This is a genomic window from Geobacter argillaceus (assembly GCF_007830735.1).
Lineage (GTDB): Bacteria > Desulfobacterota > Desulfuromonadia > Geobacterales > DSM-12255 > Geomobilibacter > Geomobilibacter argillaceus.
In genome coordinates, this window is record NZ_VLLN01000013.1 from 36,640 (window position 1) to 56,856 (window position 20,217).

Annotated in this window: 13 protein-coding genes; 9 read left to right on the forward strand and 4 right to left on the reverse strand. The window is 53.1% G+C overall.

Going from position 1 to position 20,217, the window contains the following annotated elements; genetic code table 11:
* Position 1 precedes the first annotated feature (1 nt).
* A complete protein-coding gene (locus JN12_RS11580; RefSeq protein WP_145022864.1) occupies positions 2-1,474 on the forward strand; it encodes a transglutaminase-like domain-containing protein in 1,473 nt (490 codons plus the stop codon).
* An 18-nt stretch (positions 1,475-1,492) separates the two neighbouring features.
* On the opposite strand, the gene JN12_RS11585 is transcribed toward JN12_RS11580, so the two are convergent.
* Complete coding sequence (locus tag JN12_RS11585; protein ID WP_145022866.1) at positions 1,493-2,782, reverse strand: M16 family metallopeptidase; 1,290 nt, start codon at positions 2,780-2,782, stop codon at positions 1,493-1,495.
* Entirely contained in the window at positions 2,779-3,012 is a 234-nt protein-coding gene (locus tag JN12_RS11590; protein WP_145022868.1) for a YqaA family protein, read from the reverse strand. Before JN12_RS11590 ends, JN12_RS11585 begins: the two co-directional genes overlap by 4 nt.
* Before the next feature lie 204 nt (positions 3,013-3,216).
* Between JN12_RS11590 and JN12_RS11595 the strand changes: the two genes are divergently transcribed.
* The 8 genes from JN12_RS11595 to JN12_RS11630 are packed head-to-tail and all read left to right on the forward strand — an operon-like array spanning position 3,217 to position 19,171.
* Positions 3,217-4,125: a dTDP-4-dehydrorhamnose reductase family protein gene (locus JN12_RS11595; protein ID WP_145022870.1), complete on the forward strand. Its 909-nt coding sequence runs from the start codon at positions 3,217-3,219 to the stop codon at positions 4,123-4,125.
* Positions 4,122-5,192 (forward strand): polysaccharide biosynthesis protein, encoded by a 1,071-nt coding sequence (locus JN12_RS11600; RefSeq protein WP_211360535.1) that lies wholly within the window; start codon positions 4,122-4,124, stop codon positions 5,190-5,192. Before JN12_RS11595 ends, JN12_RS11600 begins: the two co-directional genes overlap by 4 nt.
* Complete coding sequence (wecB, locus tag JN12_RS11605; RefSeq protein ID WP_145022874.1) at positions 5,189-6,277, forward strand: non-hydrolyzing UDP-N-acetylglucosamine 2-epimerase; 1,089 nt, start codon at positions 5,189-5,191, stop codon at positions 6,275-6,277. The genes JN12_RS11600 and wecB overlap by 4 nt, the downstream gene beginning before the upstream one ends.
* Positions 6,278-6,312: 35 nt before the next feature.
* Positions 6,313-12,567, forward strand: coding sequence for a glycosyltransferase (locus tag JN12_RS11610; RefSeq protein WP_145022876.1), 6,255 nt, complete (start codon positions 6,313-6,315; stop codon positions 12,565-12,567).
* Between the two features lie 6 nt (positions 12,568-12,573).
* Positions 12,574-13,914, forward strand: a complete 1,341-nt coding sequence (locus JN12_RS11615) for a glycosyltransferase family 2 protein (protein WP_145022878.1) — start codon at positions 12,574-12,576, stop codon at positions 13,912-13,914.
* Positions 13,914-14,714: a glycosyltransferase gene (locus JN12_RS11620; RefSeq protein WP_145022880.1), complete on the forward strand. Its 801-nt coding sequence runs from the start codon at positions 13,914-13,916 to the stop codon at positions 14,712-14,714. The genes JN12_RS11615 and JN12_RS11620 overlap by 1 nt, the downstream gene beginning before the upstream one ends.
* A gap of 33 nt (positions 14,715-14,747) precedes the next feature.
* Positions 14,748-15,707: a tetratricopeptide repeat protein gene (locus tag JN12_RS11625; RefSeq protein ID WP_145022882.1), complete on the forward strand. Its 960-nt coding sequence runs from the start codon at positions 14,748-14,750 to the stop codon at positions 15,705-15,707.
* Positions 15,704-19,171 carry a glycosyltransferase gene (locus JN12_RS11630; RefSeq protein ID WP_145022884.1) on the forward strand — a complete coding sequence of 1,156 codons (3,468 nt, stop codon included), beginning with the start codon at positions 15,704-15,706 and terminating at the stop codon, positions 19,169-19,171. The genes JN12_RS11625 and JN12_RS11630 overlap by 4 nt, the downstream gene beginning before the upstream one ends.
* On the opposite strand, the gene JN12_RS11635 is transcribed toward JN12_RS11630, so the two are convergent.
* Positions 19,155-19,559, reverse strand: coding sequence for a flagellar biosynthesis repressor FlbT (locus tag JN12_RS11635; RefSeq protein ID WP_145022886.1), 405 nt, complete (start codon positions 19,557-19,559; stop codon positions 19,155-19,157). The two genes, JN12_RS11630 and JN12_RS11635, sit on opposite strands and share 17 nt — an antisense overlap.
* Before the next feature lie 6 nt (positions 19,560-19,565).
* Entirely contained in the window at positions 19,566-20,174 is a 609-nt protein-coding gene (locus tag JN12_RS11640; protein ID WP_145022888.1) for a hypothetical protein, read from the reverse strand.
* Positions 20,175-20,217 lie beyond the last annotated feature (43 nt).

The window sequence follows — 20,217 nt, forward strand, 5'->3', positions numbered from 1 at the left end:
CATGTCCAACGTGCGCACGATTGCTACCGGCCGGGTTTTCCCCGGCCTTTTGCTGTTTGTTCTCATCGTCTTGACCGGTATCCCCTGTCTTGCTGGGCCTAAAGGGGTTACCCCCCTCACGACGGTGCCGGTCGGAGAGCGCTGGTTTGCCATTTCCATGGGGGGGGAACGGGTTGGCTTTGCCCGGCTACAGGTCGAGGAGCGTCCCGATGGCTACTGGATTGCCAGCGACAGCAGTGCGCGGATGGTGGTGCTCGGCTTTACCCGGGAGGCGTCGGCCCGGGAAGAGTATCTGGTGAATCGCGACCTGACGCTCCGCTCCTTCAGTGTGGAGCAGGTTATTGACAAGAGCCCCATGAAACTGCGCGGCAAGGTGGAGGCCAAGGGGGTCAGGGTGACGGTCGAGACGGCCGACGGCACCAAGGAGAAACTGCTCAAGGCAAAGGCCGCTCTCTATCCGCCGCCGGTCCTGAACCTCTATCCGATGATGAAGGGGGTCGTTCCCGGCAGGAAATACCGCCTGCAGATGCTGGACGTGGAGAGCGTGAAGGTGAAGGATGTCAGTGTGGAGGCGGTAGCCCTTGAGAAGGGGGCGGACGGCGGGGAGCTGATCCACCTGCGGAATGACCTCTACTCACTGGTGGATAACGACATCTGGCTGGACAAGAGTGGCAACACGGTGCGTGAATCGGTTCGTGATGGCCTGATCCTGACCGTTGCCGAGGAGCGGGAGGATGCCCGCCGGGCACTGCTGGACGCGGCAGTGTCGCGCCGCGACTTCGCCCTCGACTACAGCCTGATCAGGCTTTCCCGGCCGATCGAGCGCCCGGCGGAGCTGAAGCGGCTGGTTGTTCTCCTTACCGGGGTTCCGGAAGGGATGACGTTACCGGACGGGGGGGGACAGCAGTTCCGTCGGGAGGGGGGCTCGCTGGCGGTTACCGTGATCCCGTCCTCGTTCCGGCCTGAACCGGGCGATCCGCTTCCCGACGGGGGGCGGAGCCATCTTCAGGGGACACTACGCATCATTCCCGATCACCAGGAGATCAGGGCCACTGCCGCCAGGATCGTTGCCGCCGCCGGGTCCCCTGCCGAGAAGATCACCCTGTTGACCAGCTGGGTGGCGAAGACCATCGGCGAGTCGGTCAGTGACAGCCAGTCACCGGTGGAAACCCTGGAAAAGCGCACGGGCAACTGTCAGGCCCATGCCCGGCTCTATGCCTCCCTTGCCCGGTCGGCGGGCATCCCGACCCGCTTTGTCTCCGGCCTGGTCTACCTCCCCGGTAAGGGGTTCCTCTACCACAGCTGGGCGGAAAGTTATGCCGGTCAGTGGGTGGCTGTTGATCCAACCTTCGGGCAGGTTCCGGCCGATGCGACCCACATCAAGTTGGCAGAAGGGGACGGGCCGGACGACATGGCAGTGATCGCCGGGCTGGTCGGCCGACTTGGGGTTACGGTCGTGGAGGCGGTGTATTAACATCAGCCCAGGCGGCTGCTAGCCCGGGTCGTAGGCGGACAGGATCTTTTCGATGCTTCCTTTATCCGCCTTACGCCACGGCCCGACGGCAACCAGGTGCAGGTTGTCGCGGCAGAAGAGCTCACTGGCGGCCGTGCAAATGTCCGCAGCGGTGAGGGCGGCCGCCTCTGTGTGGTCTTCCTCGATGTCTCGCCCCACCCCCATCAGTTCGCCCCATCCGTACCGCACCTGCATTTCGTATCCCGAATCCCGGCTGTACTCCAGATCGTAAAAATACCCCTGCCTGACCCGTTCCAGCTCGTCATGGCCCAGATCGCCGCGGCACAGCCGACCGGTCTCTGCCAGGACTTCGCTCACCGCCTTGAGCAGGTTTTCCGGGGCGGTTGCCAGGTCGATGGCAAAGGCACCGGTCTCCTCGTAGCCGGCAACGTAGGCATCCACCGAGTAGACGATGCCGAGCCGTTCCCTGAGGTTCAGATGGAGGCGGGAACTGCCGCCTCCGCAGAGAATCCGGCGCAGCAGCCTCACTGCCACGAAGCGCCGGTCCCCGCGTGCAACGCCGCGAAATGAGACCTGAAGGTGGACCTGGCTGTCCGGGTCAGCCACGAAGAGGCAGCGGGGACCGGCAGCGGGTAGTGCCGTGACCGGGACCAGAGGTGGTGGCGACACCCCGGGCCAGTTGCCAAAGGCGGCTTCTCCGGCGGCAAAAAAATGGTCGGTCTGCACCTTGCCCGCTGCGACGAGCACGCAGTTCACGGGCACGTAGTAGGCTGCCAGGTGCTCCAGCAGGTCGGTGCGGGCGAACGACTGGATGCTTTCCAGCGAACCGACCGTCGGCTGTCCGAGGGGATGGTCGGGCCAGAGAAGCCGACTGGCAAGGGTGTGGGTATTGATTTCCTCACCCTTGTCGTTCAGGTCCTCCAGTGCTTCCTCGGCAATGATCCGCTTTTCGACGTCAATCCCCTGCAGGGTGGGCCGCAGCAGCATGGAGGAAAAAAGGGCAACCCCTTCCCCGATATGGTCCGGGTGGATCTTCGAGAAATAGCAGGTGCATTCCTCGTCTGTCGAAGCATTGACACTGCCGCCGATCGCCTCGAAGGCGGTCTCCAACTCCAGATTGGTCGGATGTTCGGCCGTGCCCCGAAAGAGCATATGTTCCAGAAAATGGGCAAGTCCGGCCTTTCCGGCCGGGTCATTGCGGCTGCCAACCTTGACGTAGAGAGCGACCTCGGCGCTGTGCAGGGTTGGCATCTCTACCGAAACCATGCGAAGGCCGTTGCTGAGGGTTTTATTCCGGCATTTTATCATGGATGAATTGGTAACGGTTTAAGGAGGTTTGCACCCTGAATGGTGAGGTAGGCAACAACGGCATACCGGGCACTCTTGCCGGCCAGCACCAGGAGCGAGAACCGGGCAAACGGCACTTTCAGGATGCCGCCGACCAGAAGCCACTCCGAACCGAGGGGGAGGAGGGTGGCAGCGAGGAAGCTGACCGCGAAGAGGGCCAAGTAGCCGTAGGTTCCCACCAGATGTTCCATGGCGTAACCTTAGCGAAATGGGCGTGGTATGTCAAAACTAATTGCCGGTAAAAAGAGGTGTCAAATTGATGACCTTTCCTTTCGAACTTTGTAGATTGATTTGGTGGTTGTCTATGATTTATGAACTGTTGCGGGGGTTGGCGCGGAAGTTGAAAGCTGTCTCTGGAGTTGTTGATAATATCTATGACTCGAGGAGGTAGGGGGATGCCGGTTCTCCCTTTTAAAATCCTTGTACTCGGAGCATCCGGGATGTTGGGGCATACGCTATTCGTTCGGCTGCTCCGGGCAAGCCGTTACGATGTCCGAGCCACTGCGCGCAGGGTTGAGATTCTTCGAGAATATCTTCCTTCAGATAGGCTACAGAGAATATCCGGTGGAGTCGATGCCGATAACTTCGACTCACTAGTCAAGGTAATCGGAGAGTTCAAGCCCGATCAGGTAATCAACTGCATCGGAATCATAAAGCAGCATTCTGCAGCGACAGAACATATTCCTGCCCTCTCGGTAAACTCACTGTTTCCTCACCGGCTTGCAATGCTTTGCAAAGCTGTATCTGCCAGATTGATTCATGTTAGCAGCGACTGTGTTTTTGATGGTCTCAAAGGCAACTATCAGGAGAGCGATCCATCAAATGCCTCTGACCTGTATGGTCGCACGAAGTTTCTTGGAGAAGTTGACTATTGCCATTGTGTTACTTTGCGGACCTCCATCATCGGACATGAACTTGGCACTCATTACGGCTTGGTAGAATGGTTTCTGCAGCAAACCGGAACCGTACAAGGTTACACGAAGGCAATTTTTTCGGGTTTTTCTACAATTGAACTCGCTGATATCATCATAAATCACGTAATTCCCAATCCGGAATTACGTGGACTCTATCACGTCTCTTCTGATCCTATCAGCAAATGTGATCTGTTGAAGATGATCGCCGAACAGTATGGTATCGAAACTGGTGTTGAACCGTATTATGAATTCGTCGCCGATAGATCGCTTGATTCACGGCGGTTCCGTCAGGCAACCGGATATGCCCCTCCCAAATGGGAACTTATGATTCAACGCATGCACTTAGATTTCACATCTTCAGAACATTATTACAAAAGGCAAACATCGTGAAAAAAAGGATTTTTGAAGGAAAAACGGTTCTAGTCACAGGAGGAACCGGCTCGCTGGGCAAGGTGCTCACACGACGCCTTCTGGCTGGCTCCAACGGCACACCGAAAAAAATTATTGTCTTCTCCCGCGATGAGGCCAAGCAGCACTATATGCGGGTGGAGTACCAACAGAAAAACAGGGTGACAGATGAGGTCATTTACAACAACTTTGCGCAACTGCTTGAGTTCAGGATCGGGGATATGCGCTCGTACCCCTCGGTAACAGCAGCGATCAAAACAGCGGATATCGTCATCAATGCAGCTGCGCTCAAGCAGGTGCCATCCTGCGAATATTTCCCCCATGAAGCGGTCCAGACCAATATTTTGGGCGCCGAAAACATCGTCCGGGCAATTCGCGAACACGACCTGCCGGTGTCAACTGTGGTCGGCGTCTCCACCGACAAAGCCTGCAAGCCGGTCAATGTCATGGGAATGACGAAAGCCCTTCAGGAGCGGGTCTTTATTGCCGGTAATATCACAACGCCTGCAACACGGTTCATCTGTGTGCGCTACGGCAATGTCCTCGCTTCACGTGGTTCGGTGATACCGCTTTTTCACGAGCAAATCAGAAACGGAGGCCCTGTCACCATCACCACCGAAGAGATGACCCGTTTCCTGCTTCCTCTTGAACGAGCCGTGGATACCATTGCCGCCGCTCTTGAATATGCTGAGCCCGGAGAGACCTTTGTGCCGCGTGTTCCAGCAGCCCGGATCATAGATGTTGCAAAGGTTCTGATCGGCCAGCGCCCGGTCGAAATCTCCATCACGGGTATCAGGCCGGGGGAAAAGGTTCATGAGATCATGGTTTCCGTTGAAGAGGCTTTGCGGACCTATCCGCGTGGGGAGTATTATGCGATCCGTCCGATGCTCCCGGAATTGAGCGGTACTCCAGTCGAAGGTGCTGCCTTGATGAAGGAATACAGTTCGGGAGACACGTTGCTGTCGCTAGAAGAGACCAGCCAATTACTTGCGCATCATGATCTGATGTATGGCGGCGAACCAGAAGGGGATGGGGAAATGCTGCGATGAAGATCATGACCATCCTCGGCACGCGTCCGGAAATCATCCGACTGAGCCGGATAATACCCAAGCTGGACCGGTTGTGCGATCACGTTTTGGTGCATACCGGCCAGAATTTCGATCATGCACTGAACGAGCTGTTTTTCGAAGAGCTAGGACTGCGTCGTCCTGATCACTTACTGGGGTGCAACGGCGCTACCGCCATGGCTCAGGTCAGCAAGATTTTGGAGGCCTGTGAAAAGGTCATGCTTTGGGAAAAGCCGGACAGGCTGCTGATCCTAGGTGACACCAACAGCGCCCTGTCTGCAATTGCCGCCAAAAGGGCCGGCATACCAGTCTACCATATGGAGGCAGGTAACCGTTGTTACGACGACAGGGTGCCGGAAGAGGTCAACCGTCGCATTATCGACCATACCAGCGATATTCTTCTGCCCTATACTGAACGCAGTCGTCAGAATTTGCTGCGGGAGGGAATTCCTGGCGAATGTATCTACGTTACCGGCAATCCCATTAATGAGGTCATAACCTATTACAAGCCCCAGATTGCCCAATCGCGCATTCTCGACGATTTGGCCATAGAAAAGGGCAAGTACTTTCTTGTCACGATGCATCGGGCCGAGAATGTGGATGTCAAAGATCGTATCGAGAGTCTAACGAAAGCTTTTGCTCGGCTACAGAAGGAATATGGATTACCCTTCATCATCAGTACCCACCCACGGACCAAGCTACGCATGGAACAGTACGGGCTGGATACCTCGGACCCCATGCTTCGCTTTATGCCCCCCTTCGGTTTCTTTGAGTTCATCACGTTGGAGAAAAACGCCTTCTGCGTCTTGAGCGACAGCGGCACGGTCCAGGAAGAGTGTGCCATCTTCGGCGTGCCCAATGTTACCATACGTGATGTCACAGAGCGTCCTGAAACTTTAGAGTGCGGCAGTAACATGTTGAGCGGAGTAGAGGTGGAATCAGTGTTGAGTTGTGTTAAGACGGTCATCATGAGTATGGTTGGCTGGAAAGCGCCGAAAGAATACTTGGTGAAAAATGTAAGTGATGTAGTGCTGAAAATTGCGATAGGTTATAATTGCAAATGCTGACAGGCTTTTGTAAGTGATAGGCGAGGTCATTGGGCATGAGTAGACAACATGGTAGTAATATGGGTAGTAATACTTTAATAGCTTCGCATAACCAAGGGCAGCTTACCTATGTTAAAGCAGATCAGCTATTTGAGTTTGCAATAGCTAAATTAAAACCTGCAGATGTTGTACTTGATATTGGCTGTGGTATAAGACCACAGAATTATATTCTGCCAAGGATACATATATGCTGCGAACCATTTGAGCAATATCTGAAAGTTTTAAAAGAAAAGGTACAAAATGACACAAGTAGAGAGTATAAATTTGTCAGTGCGGATTGGGAAAAAGTTTTAGAGATATTCCCTGACAAATCAGTAGATACAGTATTTTTGGTAGACATAATTGAACATTTGCCAAAAGGAGAATCGCTTAAATTACTTAAGGATACTGAGCGGATCGCACGCAATCAGATCGCTGTTTTCACAACATTAGGCTTCATACCCCAACACCACCCTGACGGGAAAGATGCGTGGGGTTTGGATGGCGGTGCATGGCAGGAACATAAATCTGGATGGGAGCCAGAAGATTTTGGTGCTGATTGGGATATTTTGGTGTCACCGGACTTTCATCAGTATGACAACATGGGAAAGAAATATGATGTTCTGCATGGCGCTATTTGGGCAATTAAAACAATTAACCCAGCAGTTTTGTTTTCGATTGTAGTGCCCACTTATAACCAAGCTCAATATCTGACAGCAGCCCTCGATAGCTTAATTACCCAGACTTATTCCAACTGGGAAGCACTCATTGTTAATGACGGCTCAACTGATAATACAACACAAATATTGCAAAAATATGCAGATAATGACAGCAGGTTTCGTCTGTTTCACAAGCCTAATGGCGGAGTGGCCACGGCCCTTAATGAAGGGTTGAAACACGCAACTGGAGAATGGATCTGCTGGCTTTCGTCCGATGACCTTTTTGAGCCTGATAAGCTGGCAGTGCATTTGAAAGCAATACATGAGTACCCTGAGACTCATTTTTTTTATAGCCATTTCTACTACTTGGATGATGCCACCGGCGCAAAGACCGAGCCTGATTTGTGGAATCCGATTCCTGATCCCCCCTTTCAAGTTTCCCGTTTCTTCCTCGGGCCGTATATACATGGTAACAGTATCGCCGTGCATCGGAGCGTATTCAGTATTGTCGGATTGTTCAACGAAGCGCGGCGTAGCGGCCAAGACTACGATATGTGGCTGCGTATCAGTTTAAAGTTCCCGTCGCGCTTTATAAATCGTCGAACCTGCGTAACACGATGGCATTCCGATCAAACCACCAACGCATTCCCTGAAGCAGGTTTTTTTGATTCTGCATTTTCTGCTGTAGAATTCATTAATGGGAGATCATTTCCGGAGCTTTTTCCACTCCTTGACCTGTCCGATGCAAGACATGCCTTGGCTGCGATCTACGAGGCAATAACCATTTCTGTGAACTCTTCGGCAATAATTCATTCATGTGGCCCATCGACAGCGCTTCTGGACCGGCTTGCCGAATGGCTTGGAAGCCCGAGTGTCACGTCGCAACAGGATACCGTTCAGGCAACAATATGTAATATCGTTGAGAAGTTTGAAGGGAGTCTAGACCTTCCCTCAGCAATTCGTGAATCCTTGATTCGCCTGAAACATCCTAAAGGGTTTCTCTATCAATGGCACAATATGATGTTGGAAGCCACCCGCCATGCTCAGGAGCTTGAACTGTTGGGCAACTTGACCAAGGCCAAACCACTGCGTCGTTACATACAAAAAGTTGCATCCTCTTGGGAGGCTACGCTCAGTACAAGTGCAGACTATTCCCATCATTTGAAGGGAGATGGCAGTGTTGAACAGCATCAAGGCGGTAGCGTATTATTCTACTACGCCGGGTTGCACAACACCGACCGCCCTTTGGCAGGGACAAATGCCGTCATGGTCGGGTTGGCACAGGCAGTAGCTTCAACGTGTCCTGATTTGACGATTCATCTGACTGGGGATTATGTCGCACATGTAGAGAGTTGTGGCGCCAATGTCTTGTTGCCCCTGCCCCCAGAGAGCGAGCGGAGTGCCTTCCTTGCTACGTACGCAGCAGTGATTTTTGCTACTCATATTCAGGCATTTCAGAGTACACCTAAACCTCCCAGTCAGAAATGGTTCCTTCACCAGCATTGCTGGGGCCTGGAAGCGGACACGCTAACGCGTCTAGAAGATTTTGATTTCGTGCTAGCAGTGTCGGAACAACACCGTTTGGCGCTAGCAGATCACGGAATTCCAGTCACAAAGATAGTAGTTCTTCCTAATGCAATTGACACAACACATTTTTGCCCAAGTAATCGACCACGGAACGAACACTCAATCATGTTTGCCGGAGCTATTGTACCCCATAAAGGGATACATATCCTTTTGCAGGCATTTCAAGAGGTGAAACGACATGTTCCTGATTTGGAACTGCATATTTACGGCAGTGCTGCCATGTGGCATGAGAATGACTTGTACGAGAAGTCGTTATGCGAACTGGCTCTGGATGGAGTGGTTTTTCATGGTGTAATTCATAACAATATGATGCCAGAACTATATAGGCAGCACAGTATTCTCTGTCTTCCGTCTCAACTCGAAAGCTTTGGTCTGGTGACGATCGAGGCACAAGCCTGCGGATGCATTCCTTTGGTCCATAATACTGGTGGAGTTTCGGAAACATTAATAGAGGGTGTTACTGGCTTCATGTATGCCCCAAATACCCCGGAATCATTATCTGTAGCTCTGCTGAAAGCAATAAGAGTTGTTGAGAATTATCCAGAGATGAGGATCAAGGCCGCTGAATATGTAAAACAACATTTCGATATCTCCATACAGGGGAGGATGATGTCAAATTTGCTGAAACAAAAAGCAACTAATCGGGATAATGATCGTGGTCCTTCGGAACTTGATAATATTATCCCACCGGAAATAAGAGACGATGAATTCTATTTCCTGATCCAGAAAATGGCCCAGGAAGAACAGGTCCAAAATGTTCTCGAAATTGGCTCCTCAGCTGGCGGTGGCAGTACGGAAGCCTTTGTCACCGGCCTGAGCAACAACAAGAACAAACCCAAACTGTATTGCATGGAAGTCTCCATGGCTCGTTTCAGCGAGTTACAGAAGCGGTACGCCGACAAGGATTTCGTGAATTGCTACAACGTATCATCGGTTCCGGTCAGCAAATTCCCTTCCGAAGCCGAGGTCGCAAAGTTCTATGCCTCGACACCTACTGCCTTGAATGCCTACCCCCTTGAGCGCGTAATAGGTTGGCTGCGACAGGATATTGATTATATTAAATCAACGGACGTTTGTGACAACGGGATTCAATGCATAAAAACCGAGACCGGAATCGATACGTTCGACATGGTGTTGATAGATGGGTCCGAGTTTACCGGCAAGGCAGAACTGGATGAAGTTTACGGTGCAAAGTTAATTCTTCTTGACGACATAAACGGTTTTAAAAATTATGCCAACCGCCAACGGCTATTAGCGGACCCAAACTACCGTCTGGTGCGCGAGAATTTCAATGTCCGTAACGGTTACTCGATATTCCGAAAGCATGAGCCCTCCCTGCCGATACATTTCTTCACCATCGTCCTCAACGGTGCACCATTTATACGACACCATATCGAACAATTTCTGAAACTCCCGTTCCAATGGCATTGGCATATTGTCGAAGGTGTCGCGGAACTTGCCCATGATACCGCCTGGAGCCTTCCGAATGGCGGAATGATCAGTGACGAGTTGCACAACAATGGCCTCAGTAATGACGGCACTACGGCATATCTCGACCAACTGGCCCAAAGCTATCCGGACAAGGTTTCTCTTTACCGTAAACCGGCTGGGGAATTCTGGGACGGCAAGCTTGAGATGGTCTCCGCGCCCCTCGCAAATATTGTCGAGAACTGCCTGCTATGGCAGGTAGACGCGGATGAACTTTGGACATCGCAACAGATTGCAGCGATGCACGAACTGTTCGTCAATTCTCCCGAGAAAACGGCAGCATATTTCCATTGCGACTATTTTGTGGGGCCAAGAAAATACGTTAGCTCAGTCAACACTTGGGCTACCTACCCGAATGACTGGGTACGGGGTTGGAGATTCCACCCCGGAATGAAGTGGGCAGCCCACGAACCGCCGATTCTGGTCGGCGCGGACAATCAGGATGTCGCTCGGATCAACCCTTTCACCCGCGACGAAACGAAAGATCTTGGCATTACTTTCCAGCATTTCGCCTATGCGACCGAATCTCAGGTACGTTTCAAGGAAATATACTACGGGTATCATGATGCAGTGAAGCATTGGCGCAGGCTGCAGACGACAACAGGTCCCGTAAACCCAGCAGACTATCTCCCCTGGGCAAAGCATGATGCAACGGTAGATGACTGGCCTTTGGGAAAAGGGGAATTGCTCTTTGATCAATCATTGGACGCTCATAAACCTAAGCAATATATTTCCATGTCGGTTGATGCAGAAACCCAGTTTGAAACTGAACTGCGGAAATTATTCCAGGAAATATCACCTACAAGCATTATAGAAACAGGTACATATCTTGGTCGTGGAACTTCCACAATTATTTGGCGCGCTTTGCATGACCTGCAGATCAATGCCGATTTCACCACAATAGAAGTGAACCCAGAGCATCATCGCCAGGCCGTGGAATATTTCAGGGCAAACGGTATGACAATCAAGGCTGAACTCGGATTAAGCGTGCCCAAAGCAATGTTGCCCGATGAAGCAAAAATTGCGGAACAATTCGTCAGCAACAAAGAATACGAATCCATTTACTATGATCATGACGAAGCTGTTCGTGCCAAACTCTACTACTCTGAAACCAACTATAATGTTCCGGACAATTTGTTGTATAAAGCCATGGCACAACACCACTTCAAGCCGGATTTCGTGTTACTTGACAGTGCTGGCCATATTGGGTTTTTGGAATTTCAGTACTTTATGACGTTGATACAGGACGATTGCTACCTGATGCTGGACGACGTTTTCCATTGCAAGCACTACAAGACGCTGCAAGTTATAAAGCAGGACCCACGATTTGAAATCGTTGTTGAATCAGGTGAAAAATTCGGATTTTGTATTGCAAAATATCGTCATATAAAATCTTTAGTTATTTTGCGCACAGATGCGATAGGAGACAATGTCCTGGCATCGTCAATGATACCATATATTAAAGAAAAATACCGCAATGCTACACTCACCTTAGTTTGCCAGGACAGGGTTGCCCCACTGTATAAGGAATGTCCTTTTATCGAAAATATTATTGATTATAATTTATGGCAATTACTGAACAATGAAAGTTATAGAAGTGATATTGCTGATAATATCAATAAATTAAATCCTTCTCTTCTTTTAAATGCCGTATATTCACGAGACTTTCAGAATTATTTTCTTGCGTTAAGCACTCAAACTACCCAAAAAATTGCTTGTGAAGGCGATTCCTGCAATATTTTACCCGAGCCTAAAGTTGAATTTGACAAAAATTTTACCTGTATTATACCGAACAATTCAAATGACAAAACCGAATTGGATAAACATAGAAGCTTCTTGAGAGGAATAGAGATTTCTGCGCAAAAACTCAATCCTATTGTCTGGATATCTCAAAAAGATGAGGATTTGGCAGAAGAATTTTTTGAAAGGATGAACCTTGACTCAAACTCGACAATAGTTGTCTTCCCAGGCGCACTTATGCCTCATAAAAATTATTCACATTTCCAACGTGTACTTCAAGCGTTACAGGGATATACATTACTTGTGTTAGGCGGAGCTGAGGTCGAAGAGTCTGCTGAGGAACTATGCAAAAATTTTTCTGGTCGGGCCTATAACCTTGCAGGAAAAACAACTTTGTTGCAGTTAGCTGCCATTATGAAGCGAGCACGTCTCTATGTGGGGCTTGACACGTCAGGCGTTCACATTGCCTGTGCCGTTGGGCTGCCCAATGTTGTAATATTAGGGGGCGGGCATTTTGGGAGGTTTTTGCCATATTCTCCACTGACAACAGCTGTTTGCTATCCTCTTGAATGCTATAATTGTAGCTGGCGGTGCAAATATAGCCGATGCCATTGTGTGTGTGACATCAGGCCTGACGTTGTTATAAATGCCATAAAGTATGCGTTGACCCGTAATGCGAGCGTTCCTTGTGTTTATGTTCAGACACAATCAATCTACCCAGACAGTCCGCAATCGTTGCACTGGAGTCGACTCTCAAATGTGCTTGATTTGGACTCAGTTGAAATTATTGAAGGCTAGTCCCGGATGCTCCCTGCAATCTCTATTGTTACTCCATCCTTTAACCAGGCAGAATACCTGGAGGAATGCATCGAGTCGGTTCTCGGCCAGGGGTACCCCCGGCTTGAATACGTCATCATGGATGGTGGAAGTACCGATGGTTCTCTTGAAATTATCAAGAAGTACGAAAAACATCTGACCTACTGGCAGTCGTGTCCAGATGGCGGGCACTACCGGGCCGTCACCAAGGGGTTCCGTCACACCACCGGCGAGATCATGGCCTGGTTGAACTCGGATGACAAGTACCATCCGCTGGCCTTTGCCAAGGTTGCGTGCACTTTTGTCGACAACCCTGAAGTCAGTTGGCTGACGGGCCGTAAAACACTGTGGGATCATGCCGGGAATCTTGCCTGGATTGACATGGAAAAATGTGTTTTTTCACGACGCAAATTTCTGGAAGGGCTGTTCAACAAGCCTTATATTCAGCAGGAAAGTACGTTTTGGCGGAGGTCACTGTGGGAGATTGCCGGTGGCTCTCTCGATGATGGCGCATCGCTGGCCGGCGACATGGATCTTTGGTGCCGTTTCTTCCGTCATGCTCAACTCCATACTGTTGATACCCTGCTTGGAGGATTTCGTAGCCATGGTGATCAGCGTAGCAAGAATTTTGCTGCCACTTACCTGCAAGAGGCATTGGCGTTTGCAGCGAGGGAACGGCAGCTATGTCACCTCCCACAGGATGCGCTTCCCGTACCTCCTGAACACCTGGCGCTGACGCGTGAGCGTATGTCCGACTTCATCAATGAGCACCACATACGATCACCCTATCCTAACCGCACCGGCTGCTGGTGTGAATACGCCGAAGACCTGATCGGTATAACTGGCACCATGGTTAAGGAGCGCCGAGTCGATGCGGCCCAGTTCTGGCAAAACGAAATAACCTTGTTTTCTCTGACCAAACCCAGAATACTGACTTTACTTGCCGGCAGTATGGCGGAGTTGGACGGTATTCGCGTCAAATTAACAGCGATGCTGGATGAGGGGGAACGCCGGGAGATGATAGGGGATCACCGGGCCGCCCTTGACCGTTACCGGGATGCTATTTCGTTGTCCCCGTCTTCGGCCGTTGCCTCTGGCCATCTGCTCCGCTGTCTCTGGCTCCTTGGCGAGCGGGCCGAGGCATTGGGGCGTCTTCCCGAAATCCTCACGCTCCACTACCAGGATGCCGATGTCGTACGGGTGGCTTGTACGGTACTCACTGATTGCGGTGCGCATGAACAGGCCCGCGGAGTGTGCGACGAGTATCTGACGATAAATCCCCACGATCAGGCAATCAGGGACCTGAGGGATTCACTGGAGAGGCGATAATGCCCTCGCTACCGTCGGTATCGGTGATCGTCTCCGCTTATTCCTCCGAGGCGTTCATGGCCGAATGCCTAAGCGACCTGATGGGGCAGGATATTGCCGACCAGTTGGAGGTCGTGGTTGTTGACGCCGCATCACCGGAAAACGAACGGGCCGTGGTTGAGCGGTTCCAGCAACACCATAGCAACATCCGCTACATCCGGACACCGGAACGGATAGGAATTTACGCGGCCTGGAACCTGGCAATTCGTCATGCAACGGGACGCTATCTGATGCCGTTCAGTACCAACGACCGGCTGGCACCCTATGCCTGCAGGGTCTTGAAAGAGGCGCTGGACGGGCATCCCGAGGTCATGCTGGCGTACGGCGATACCTGGTTGACCCTGGAGCCGCATCAGACCTTCGCGCGCCATGATCGCTGCGGGGTGTTCGCGTGGGCCGACTATTCCTTCGAGTACCTGCTGGAGAACTGTTGCGTCGGTCCCCATCCGATGTGGCGTAGAGTCGTGCATGAACATGTCGGGTATTTCGATGAGCAGTACGTGGCCATTGGTGACCAGGAGATGTGGCTGCGGATTGGCGAGCGATTTCCGATGCTGCATATCCGGGAGACAACGGGGCTCTACTGGTATTCCGAGGATGGTGTCGGCAACCGGCGCAGTGTTGCCGATCCGGAAATAGCCGCTATTCATGCACGGTATCAGGAGCGGCATCGCCGGCGGCTGGAGAGGATAGCGGCCGTGCTTGATCATAAGTCCCGGCTTCAGGATAAAAGCGGTTGCATAATCTGCAAAGATGGGTAGAATCTGGCTTACTTTCATTACAGGAGCGGCACTATGAGCACCTCACTGGTACCCTACAGCATGTATGAGGCCCAGAGCGCATACCAGCGATTGCAGTCCTCGCTCTCGGATTTGCCTCAGGCAGCTATTTCCGAGGTAAAAACATTTTTGAAGATGTTCCCGGACGTGGCACTGGCCCACAACGATCTCGGGGTGCTCTACCATAAGGTGGGAGAGCCGCTGCAGGCCTTGGCCCATTATGAAAAGGCCAATCGGCTCCAGCCGAACACACCGACCATCATCAAAAACCTGGCCGAGTTTTACTGCGTGGTGCTCGGGTGGACCGAAGATGCCATCTGCATGCTTACCGGACTGCTGAAGGCCTTTCCCGACGACTTCGAGATTCTGACGGCCTTGGGGGCCATCAGCAGCCAGGTGGGGCGTCCCGGGGAGGCGCGGGTTTTCTTCCGTAAGGCGCTCGAGATCAATCCCGAGAACCAGGAACTTCGCGAACGTTTGGCGCAAGTTGATGGGCCGGTATCTGCTGCCGAGTACCGAACGGTGCCGGTGACCGTGAAGCCGGGGGCTCCTGTCCAGCAGGCGGCGGTGATTGATGAGTACAGCGACGCGGAAGCATCCTTTGAGCAGATGGTGGCGCAAAACCCTGCCAATGCCTTGGCGCATAATAATCTGGGGATTATCTGGACGAAGCGCGGCAACCTCGAAAAAGCCGGCCGCTGCCATGAACTGGCTGTGCAGTGCGAGCCTGATAACGCCATCTATAAGAAGAATCTCGCCGACCTTTATTTTGTCCACTTGGGCAGGACTGACGATGCAATCGAGATATATACGGATCTGCTGAAGACGCGCCCCAAGGATACGGAGGTGCTTTCCGCGCTGGCCATCATTTCGCAGGCCAATCAGCTGAGAGACCAGGCTAGAACCTTCATTCGCAGGGTCTTGGAGCTTGAACCCTGGAATACCGAAGCCCGCGAGTTTCTAGCTGCTCTGTGAACACCGCGGTCATTATTGTCACCTACAATTCTTCCCCTACCATCGCTCCCTGCCTGGCAAGCGTTCTCGCTTCCAGGCAGCCGGGCGACGAGTTGGTGGTGGTCGATAACGCCTCCCGCGACAGCACCCCCGCTGTACTCCATTCCCTGGCGGAACTACTCCCCGCCGATCACCTCACGGTCATAACGAATACCACAAATCGAGGTTTTTCAGCTGCCGTCAACCAGGGAATACATGCCAGCCGTGCTCCCCTGGTGGTGTTGCTGAACCCTGATGCCGTTGTTTCAGAAGGGTGGCAGCTGCGACTTGCTGCGCATCTCGACAACCCACGCGTCGCTGCTGTCGGTCCGGTTTCCAACTTCGCCGCCGGTCGCCAGTCGGTTGACTGTCACTGGTTGGGGGAGCCCCCTGAGAATGTGGGGGTGCAGGCGGCTGCAGACCGGCTTTACGCATCAAATGCGGGGCGTCATGAAACGGCACTGTTGTTGATCGGGTTTTGCCTCCTGCTGCGCAGAGATCTGCTGGACGAATTGGGGGGGCCGGATGAACGGCTCTTTCTGGGGAATGATGATCTGGAGCTTTCCTGGCGGCTGCGGCTGCACGGGTACGAGCTTAGGATCGCCAGTGACTGTTTCGTGTACCATGAGGGTCAGCACAGTTTCCGGAGCGATCCTGGCAGCGTAACTGAACAACTGCTCTGCGAGAGCAGCGATGCGCTGTACTCCATCCTTGAAGAGCACTACGGTGCCGGTCGGGTGCCGACCCCGTCAGAGCTATGGGGTATCGATTGGTTTGCCCCGACTACACCGAACTTCAATCCTTCGGTCCGTTTCGATCAGGTCCTCACTCTGCCGACGGCGGCAAGCTCTCCATCACCTGAAAACAGTCCATTGGTCTCCATAATCATTCTCACCTTCAATCAGTGCCATTACACCGAGGAGTGTCTGGCAGCCTTGGAGCGCTATACCCCTGAACCCCACGAGGTTGTCCTTGTCGACAATGGATCGGACGATGGAACGGTGGTTCTTCTGCGAGAATTGGTAAAAACGGATAGCCGTTACCGACTGATTGAGAACAAAGATAACCGCGGCTTTGCGGCAGGCTGCAATCAGGGGCTGGCAGCGGCCAGCGGCACCTATCTGGTGTTGCTGAACAATGACGTGCTGGTTACCCCCGGATGGCTTTCCGGGCTGTTGGAGTGCCACCATGCCGAACCCGCTGCCGGTATCATTGGCCCATTGACCAACAATGCCAGCGGTATCCAGGGGCTAGGGACGCAGGATTACGGCAGTGCCGGTCTGGACGGTTATGCCAGGCTTTTTCGCCAACATAATCGCCATCGCAGGGTTCCGTCCCGGCGCCTGGTCGGTTTTTGCATGCTGTTTTCCCGGCAGCTCTATCGCGAGGTCGGCAGTCTTGATGAGCGGTTCGGTACGGGGAACTACGAGGATGATGACTTCTGCCTCAGAGCCGCTATCGTCGGGTACCGTAATCTAATCGCTGGCGATGTTTATCTCCACCACTATGGCGGCATCACCTTTGCGGCTGCCGGCATCGATTATCGCCGCGCCATTGGTGACAACTGGCTGCTCTTCCGCGAGAAGTGGAGCGCCCCGGTGAACGATCCCGCCTGGGCTGCAAAGATCACCCGCTGCCGCCTGCGTGAGGACGTCGAACGCCTGATGCTGGCCGGTCAGTCCGCTATGGTTGCGCAACGAGTTGCCGATGATGGGGGTGCTGTGGCTGAAGACCCTCTGCTCCGCGAACTGTACGCCATGTCGCTTTGGGCCGCGAGCCGCAGCGTCGAGACCGGTGACCTGTTCCCGCCGGGTGGGGCGGCAAGCTTGACCTTGCAGGGGCGGGCGGCGCTGGACGCCGGGAATATGATGGAGGCTGAACGCCTGCTTTGGGCAGCCGTTTCTGCTGATCCCGGTTTTGGCGGCCCCTACCCATGGCTCGCCTTGCTTGCCTGCCAGCGGGGTGAGCGTGCATACGCTTCGGAACTGCTGCTCAAAGGTATTCTGCTCAGCCCAACGCTCTCCGACTATGAAGGCATCATCGAGCAGGTCCTTTCGCCAGATCGTGTCGGTGAGCTGGTGAAGATACTATTGAGCGCCCACCGGCTCTATCCCGACAGTCGTCTGGTCAGCCGTCTGCTGGTTGTGTGGACCGCCCGCGTCGGTCTTCACGAAGAGGTGGTCACTGCAGCAGAGCACTTTTGTGCGAGGTTCGGCCCGGATGAAGAGGTGTTGACGGCCGGCTTGTCCGCCAGGCGGGAACTGGGGCTACATAGCAGCCCGGCGCCAGTTGGGAAGCGGGTCTCTCTCTGTATGATTGTCAGGGATGAGGAACGCCGCTTGCCGGATTGCCTCCTTTCGTGCCGTCCGCTCGTTCAGGAGATGATAGTCGTGGATACGGGATCGGAAGACCACTCTTCACAGCTTGCCGAGCTCTTTGGTGCCAAGCTGCTATCGTATCAATGGTGCGATGATTTTTCCGCAGCTCGCAATGCTTCCCTTTCCGCGGCACAAGGGGACTGGATACTGGTGATGGATGCCGACGAACTGATTTCAGTTCGCGATTACGCCCAGTTCAGGACGTTTCTGATGGAGAGCCCTCCTTGCGGTTCGGTCATGACCACCCGTAACTATACCAATGCGACAAATATGGAAGGGTTTCAACCTCTTGATGGCGGATATCCGGAGGAAGAAGCAGGCCTTGGTTGGACCGGCAGCGACAAGGTCCGACTATTTCCCAACCGTTCCGACATACGGTTTGAAGGGGTTGTACATGAGACCGTCGATGCGGCAGCAGTGAGAGCCGGTCTGTCCCTCCGACCCCATCCGACCCCGGTGCATCACTATGGTGCTCTTGACGGGGGGCGCAGATCAAGGAAGCAGCATCTCTACTATCTGCTCGGGAAGCGCAAACTGGAACAAGCTCGGGATGTCAGGGCGATCTATGAACTGGCGGTACAGGCGGGAGAGCTGGGACTCTTCAATGAGGCCGAGTCCCTATGGCGCGAGTTTCTGGAACAGGAGCCGGAGCGCTCCGTGGCCTGGTTCAACCTGGGATATCTGCTGTTACAGCAAGGACAGATGCAGGAGGCAGCCGAGGCTACCGGCAGGGCACTGGCTCTGCGGCCCGACTATCCTGCCGCCTTGTCCAATCTTGGTGTCTGCGTATTCTGCCTCTCGTCGCAAAACGATGCCGCAGCAGTTCTCGACGAAATGGCCAGTCGCTGTCCGGATGATTTGGTTCTTCGACTGCTTTCAGTACTGGCTCGTTACCTTGGAGGAGAGTCGGTGGGCGAATGTGTGGAGGCCTTGCTCGCTCTGAATCTGCAAACGGAACAACTCGCAGGTTTCATGGCCAGGCTGGAAAGCGCTTTACTGAAACAAGGGCGGAGTGGGGACGCCGCGTCGGTTAGGGAGTTTTTGCTGAGAATCAGTCAGCCGAGCTGACCCGAAGCGGTTCCGTTAACTGGTCTTCGTAGTCAACCAATCGTCGGGCAACCTTGAGTGCGTGGTAAAAATCCTGCTCCAAGAGCAGCGTACTGATTTCCTCAAGAAATGGTTTGGTGCTGGGGGCTGCAGTGATGATCTCACGTGCCAACTCCCAGTAAGTGGCGTGGTAAGAGGCCTGATTGCCACTGTCCATGTACATCAGCTGTGCCAGAAAGTAGAGACGTCGTCCCGGCGTGGTGGCGGCGTCTTCCTTCATGATATCCTTTTCTCGAAGGACGGAGACCTTGTTCTCCACAAAGAATTCAGCCGGACGCTCTCCATTGGTAATGACCACATTGCCCAGCAGGATCTTTTCGTGTGCCTTAAGGCGTATTTTAAGCGGCATGGCCGGTTACGCCTGCACCAGAGCTTGAGTTACCGCCGAACTCAAGGTCGTAAGATTATTGCCGGTGGTCTGTGTCTGTGACAGTGCGGCCTGAACCTGCTGGTCGGAACTGTTGTGATCCAGCGCCGGTACGGCAGTGGTGAGCATATGGCCGTTCTGGGCAAAAATGGAGTCCCACGTCGACTTTACTTTTTCGTAGATAGGAGATGGCGGCGGCGGAACGGTCATCTTCAATATCTCCTGCCGAATAGATGTGTAACTCATCAGCAAAGCCTGTCGCTCCTTGCTTCCCAAGGGAAAGGGGGGAAAGTTCTTGGTAATCCCCTCGAGTGCCGAAGACATGCCGTTTACGCGCACTGCAGCGTTGTTGATCGATTCGTTGGTCTCTCGTACTCCTTTGATCAACGAGTTCATCTTGTTGTGCAACTGTTCGATAGCCTTGACCGTGTCAAGGTTTTTCAGGGTTACGGGGCTGGAGACGCTAACCTGGTCAGCCACTGGGCCTGGACCTGATTTCTCGTTCTGCCTGGCTCCCGGATTTGGTGAAACGACAGGTGACGGTCCCGCAACGAGTTGATTGGCAGCGTTGGCGCCTTGAATACCGTTGACTGACATATGGTGCCCCTCCGTTTGACGGATCGATGTACGAAAATGGGGG

What these genes read in the sequence shown, in the direction of transcription:
- JN12_RS11580 (WP_145022864.1), top strand. Translation starts at nt 2, where the DNA reads ATGTCCAACGTGCGCACGATTGCTACCGGCCGGGTTTTCCCCGGCCTT.
- JN12_RS11585 (WP_145022866.1), bottom strand. Translation starts at nt 2,782, where the DNA reads ATGATAAAATGCCGGAATAAAACCCTCAGCAACGGCCTTCGCATGGTT.
- JN12_RS11590 (WP_145022868.1), bottom strand. Translation starts at nt 3,012, where the DNA reads ATGGAACATCTGGTGGGAACCTACGGCTACTTGGCCCTCTTCGCGGTC.
- JN12_RS11595 (WP_145022870.1), top strand. Translation starts at nt 3,217, where the DNA reads ATGCCGGTTCTCCCTTTTAAAATCCTTGTACTCGGAGCATCCGGGATG.
- wecB (WP_145022874.1), top strand. Translation starts at nt 5,189, where the DNA reads ATGAAGATCATGACCATCCTCGGCACGCGTCCGGAAATCATCCGACTG.
- JN12_RS11610 (WP_145022876.1), top strand. Translation starts at nt 6,313, where the DNA reads ATGAGTAGACAACATGGTAGTAATATGGGTAGTAATACTTTAATAGCT.
- JN12_RS11615 (WP_145022878.1), top strand. Translation starts at nt 12,574, where the DNA reads ATGCTCCCTGCAATCTCTATTGTTACTCCATCCTTTAACCAGGCAGAA.
- JN12_RS11620 (WP_145022880.1), top strand. Translation starts at nt 13,914, where the DNA reads ATGCCCTCGCTACCGTCGGTATCGGTGATCGTCTCCGCTTATTCCTCC.
- JN12_RS11625 (WP_145022882.1), top strand. Translation starts at nt 14,748, where the DNA reads ATGAGCACCTCACTGGTACCCTACAGCATGTATGAGGCCCAGAGCGCA.
- JN12_RS11635 (WP_145022886.1), bottom strand. Translation starts at nt 19,559, where the DNA reads ATGCCGCTTAAAATACGCCTTAAGGCACACGAAAAGATCCTGCTGGGC.
- JN12_RS11640 (WP_145022888.1), bottom strand. Translation starts at nt 20,174, where the DNA reads ATGTCAGTCAACGGTATTCAAGGCGCCAACGCTGCCAATCAACTCGTT.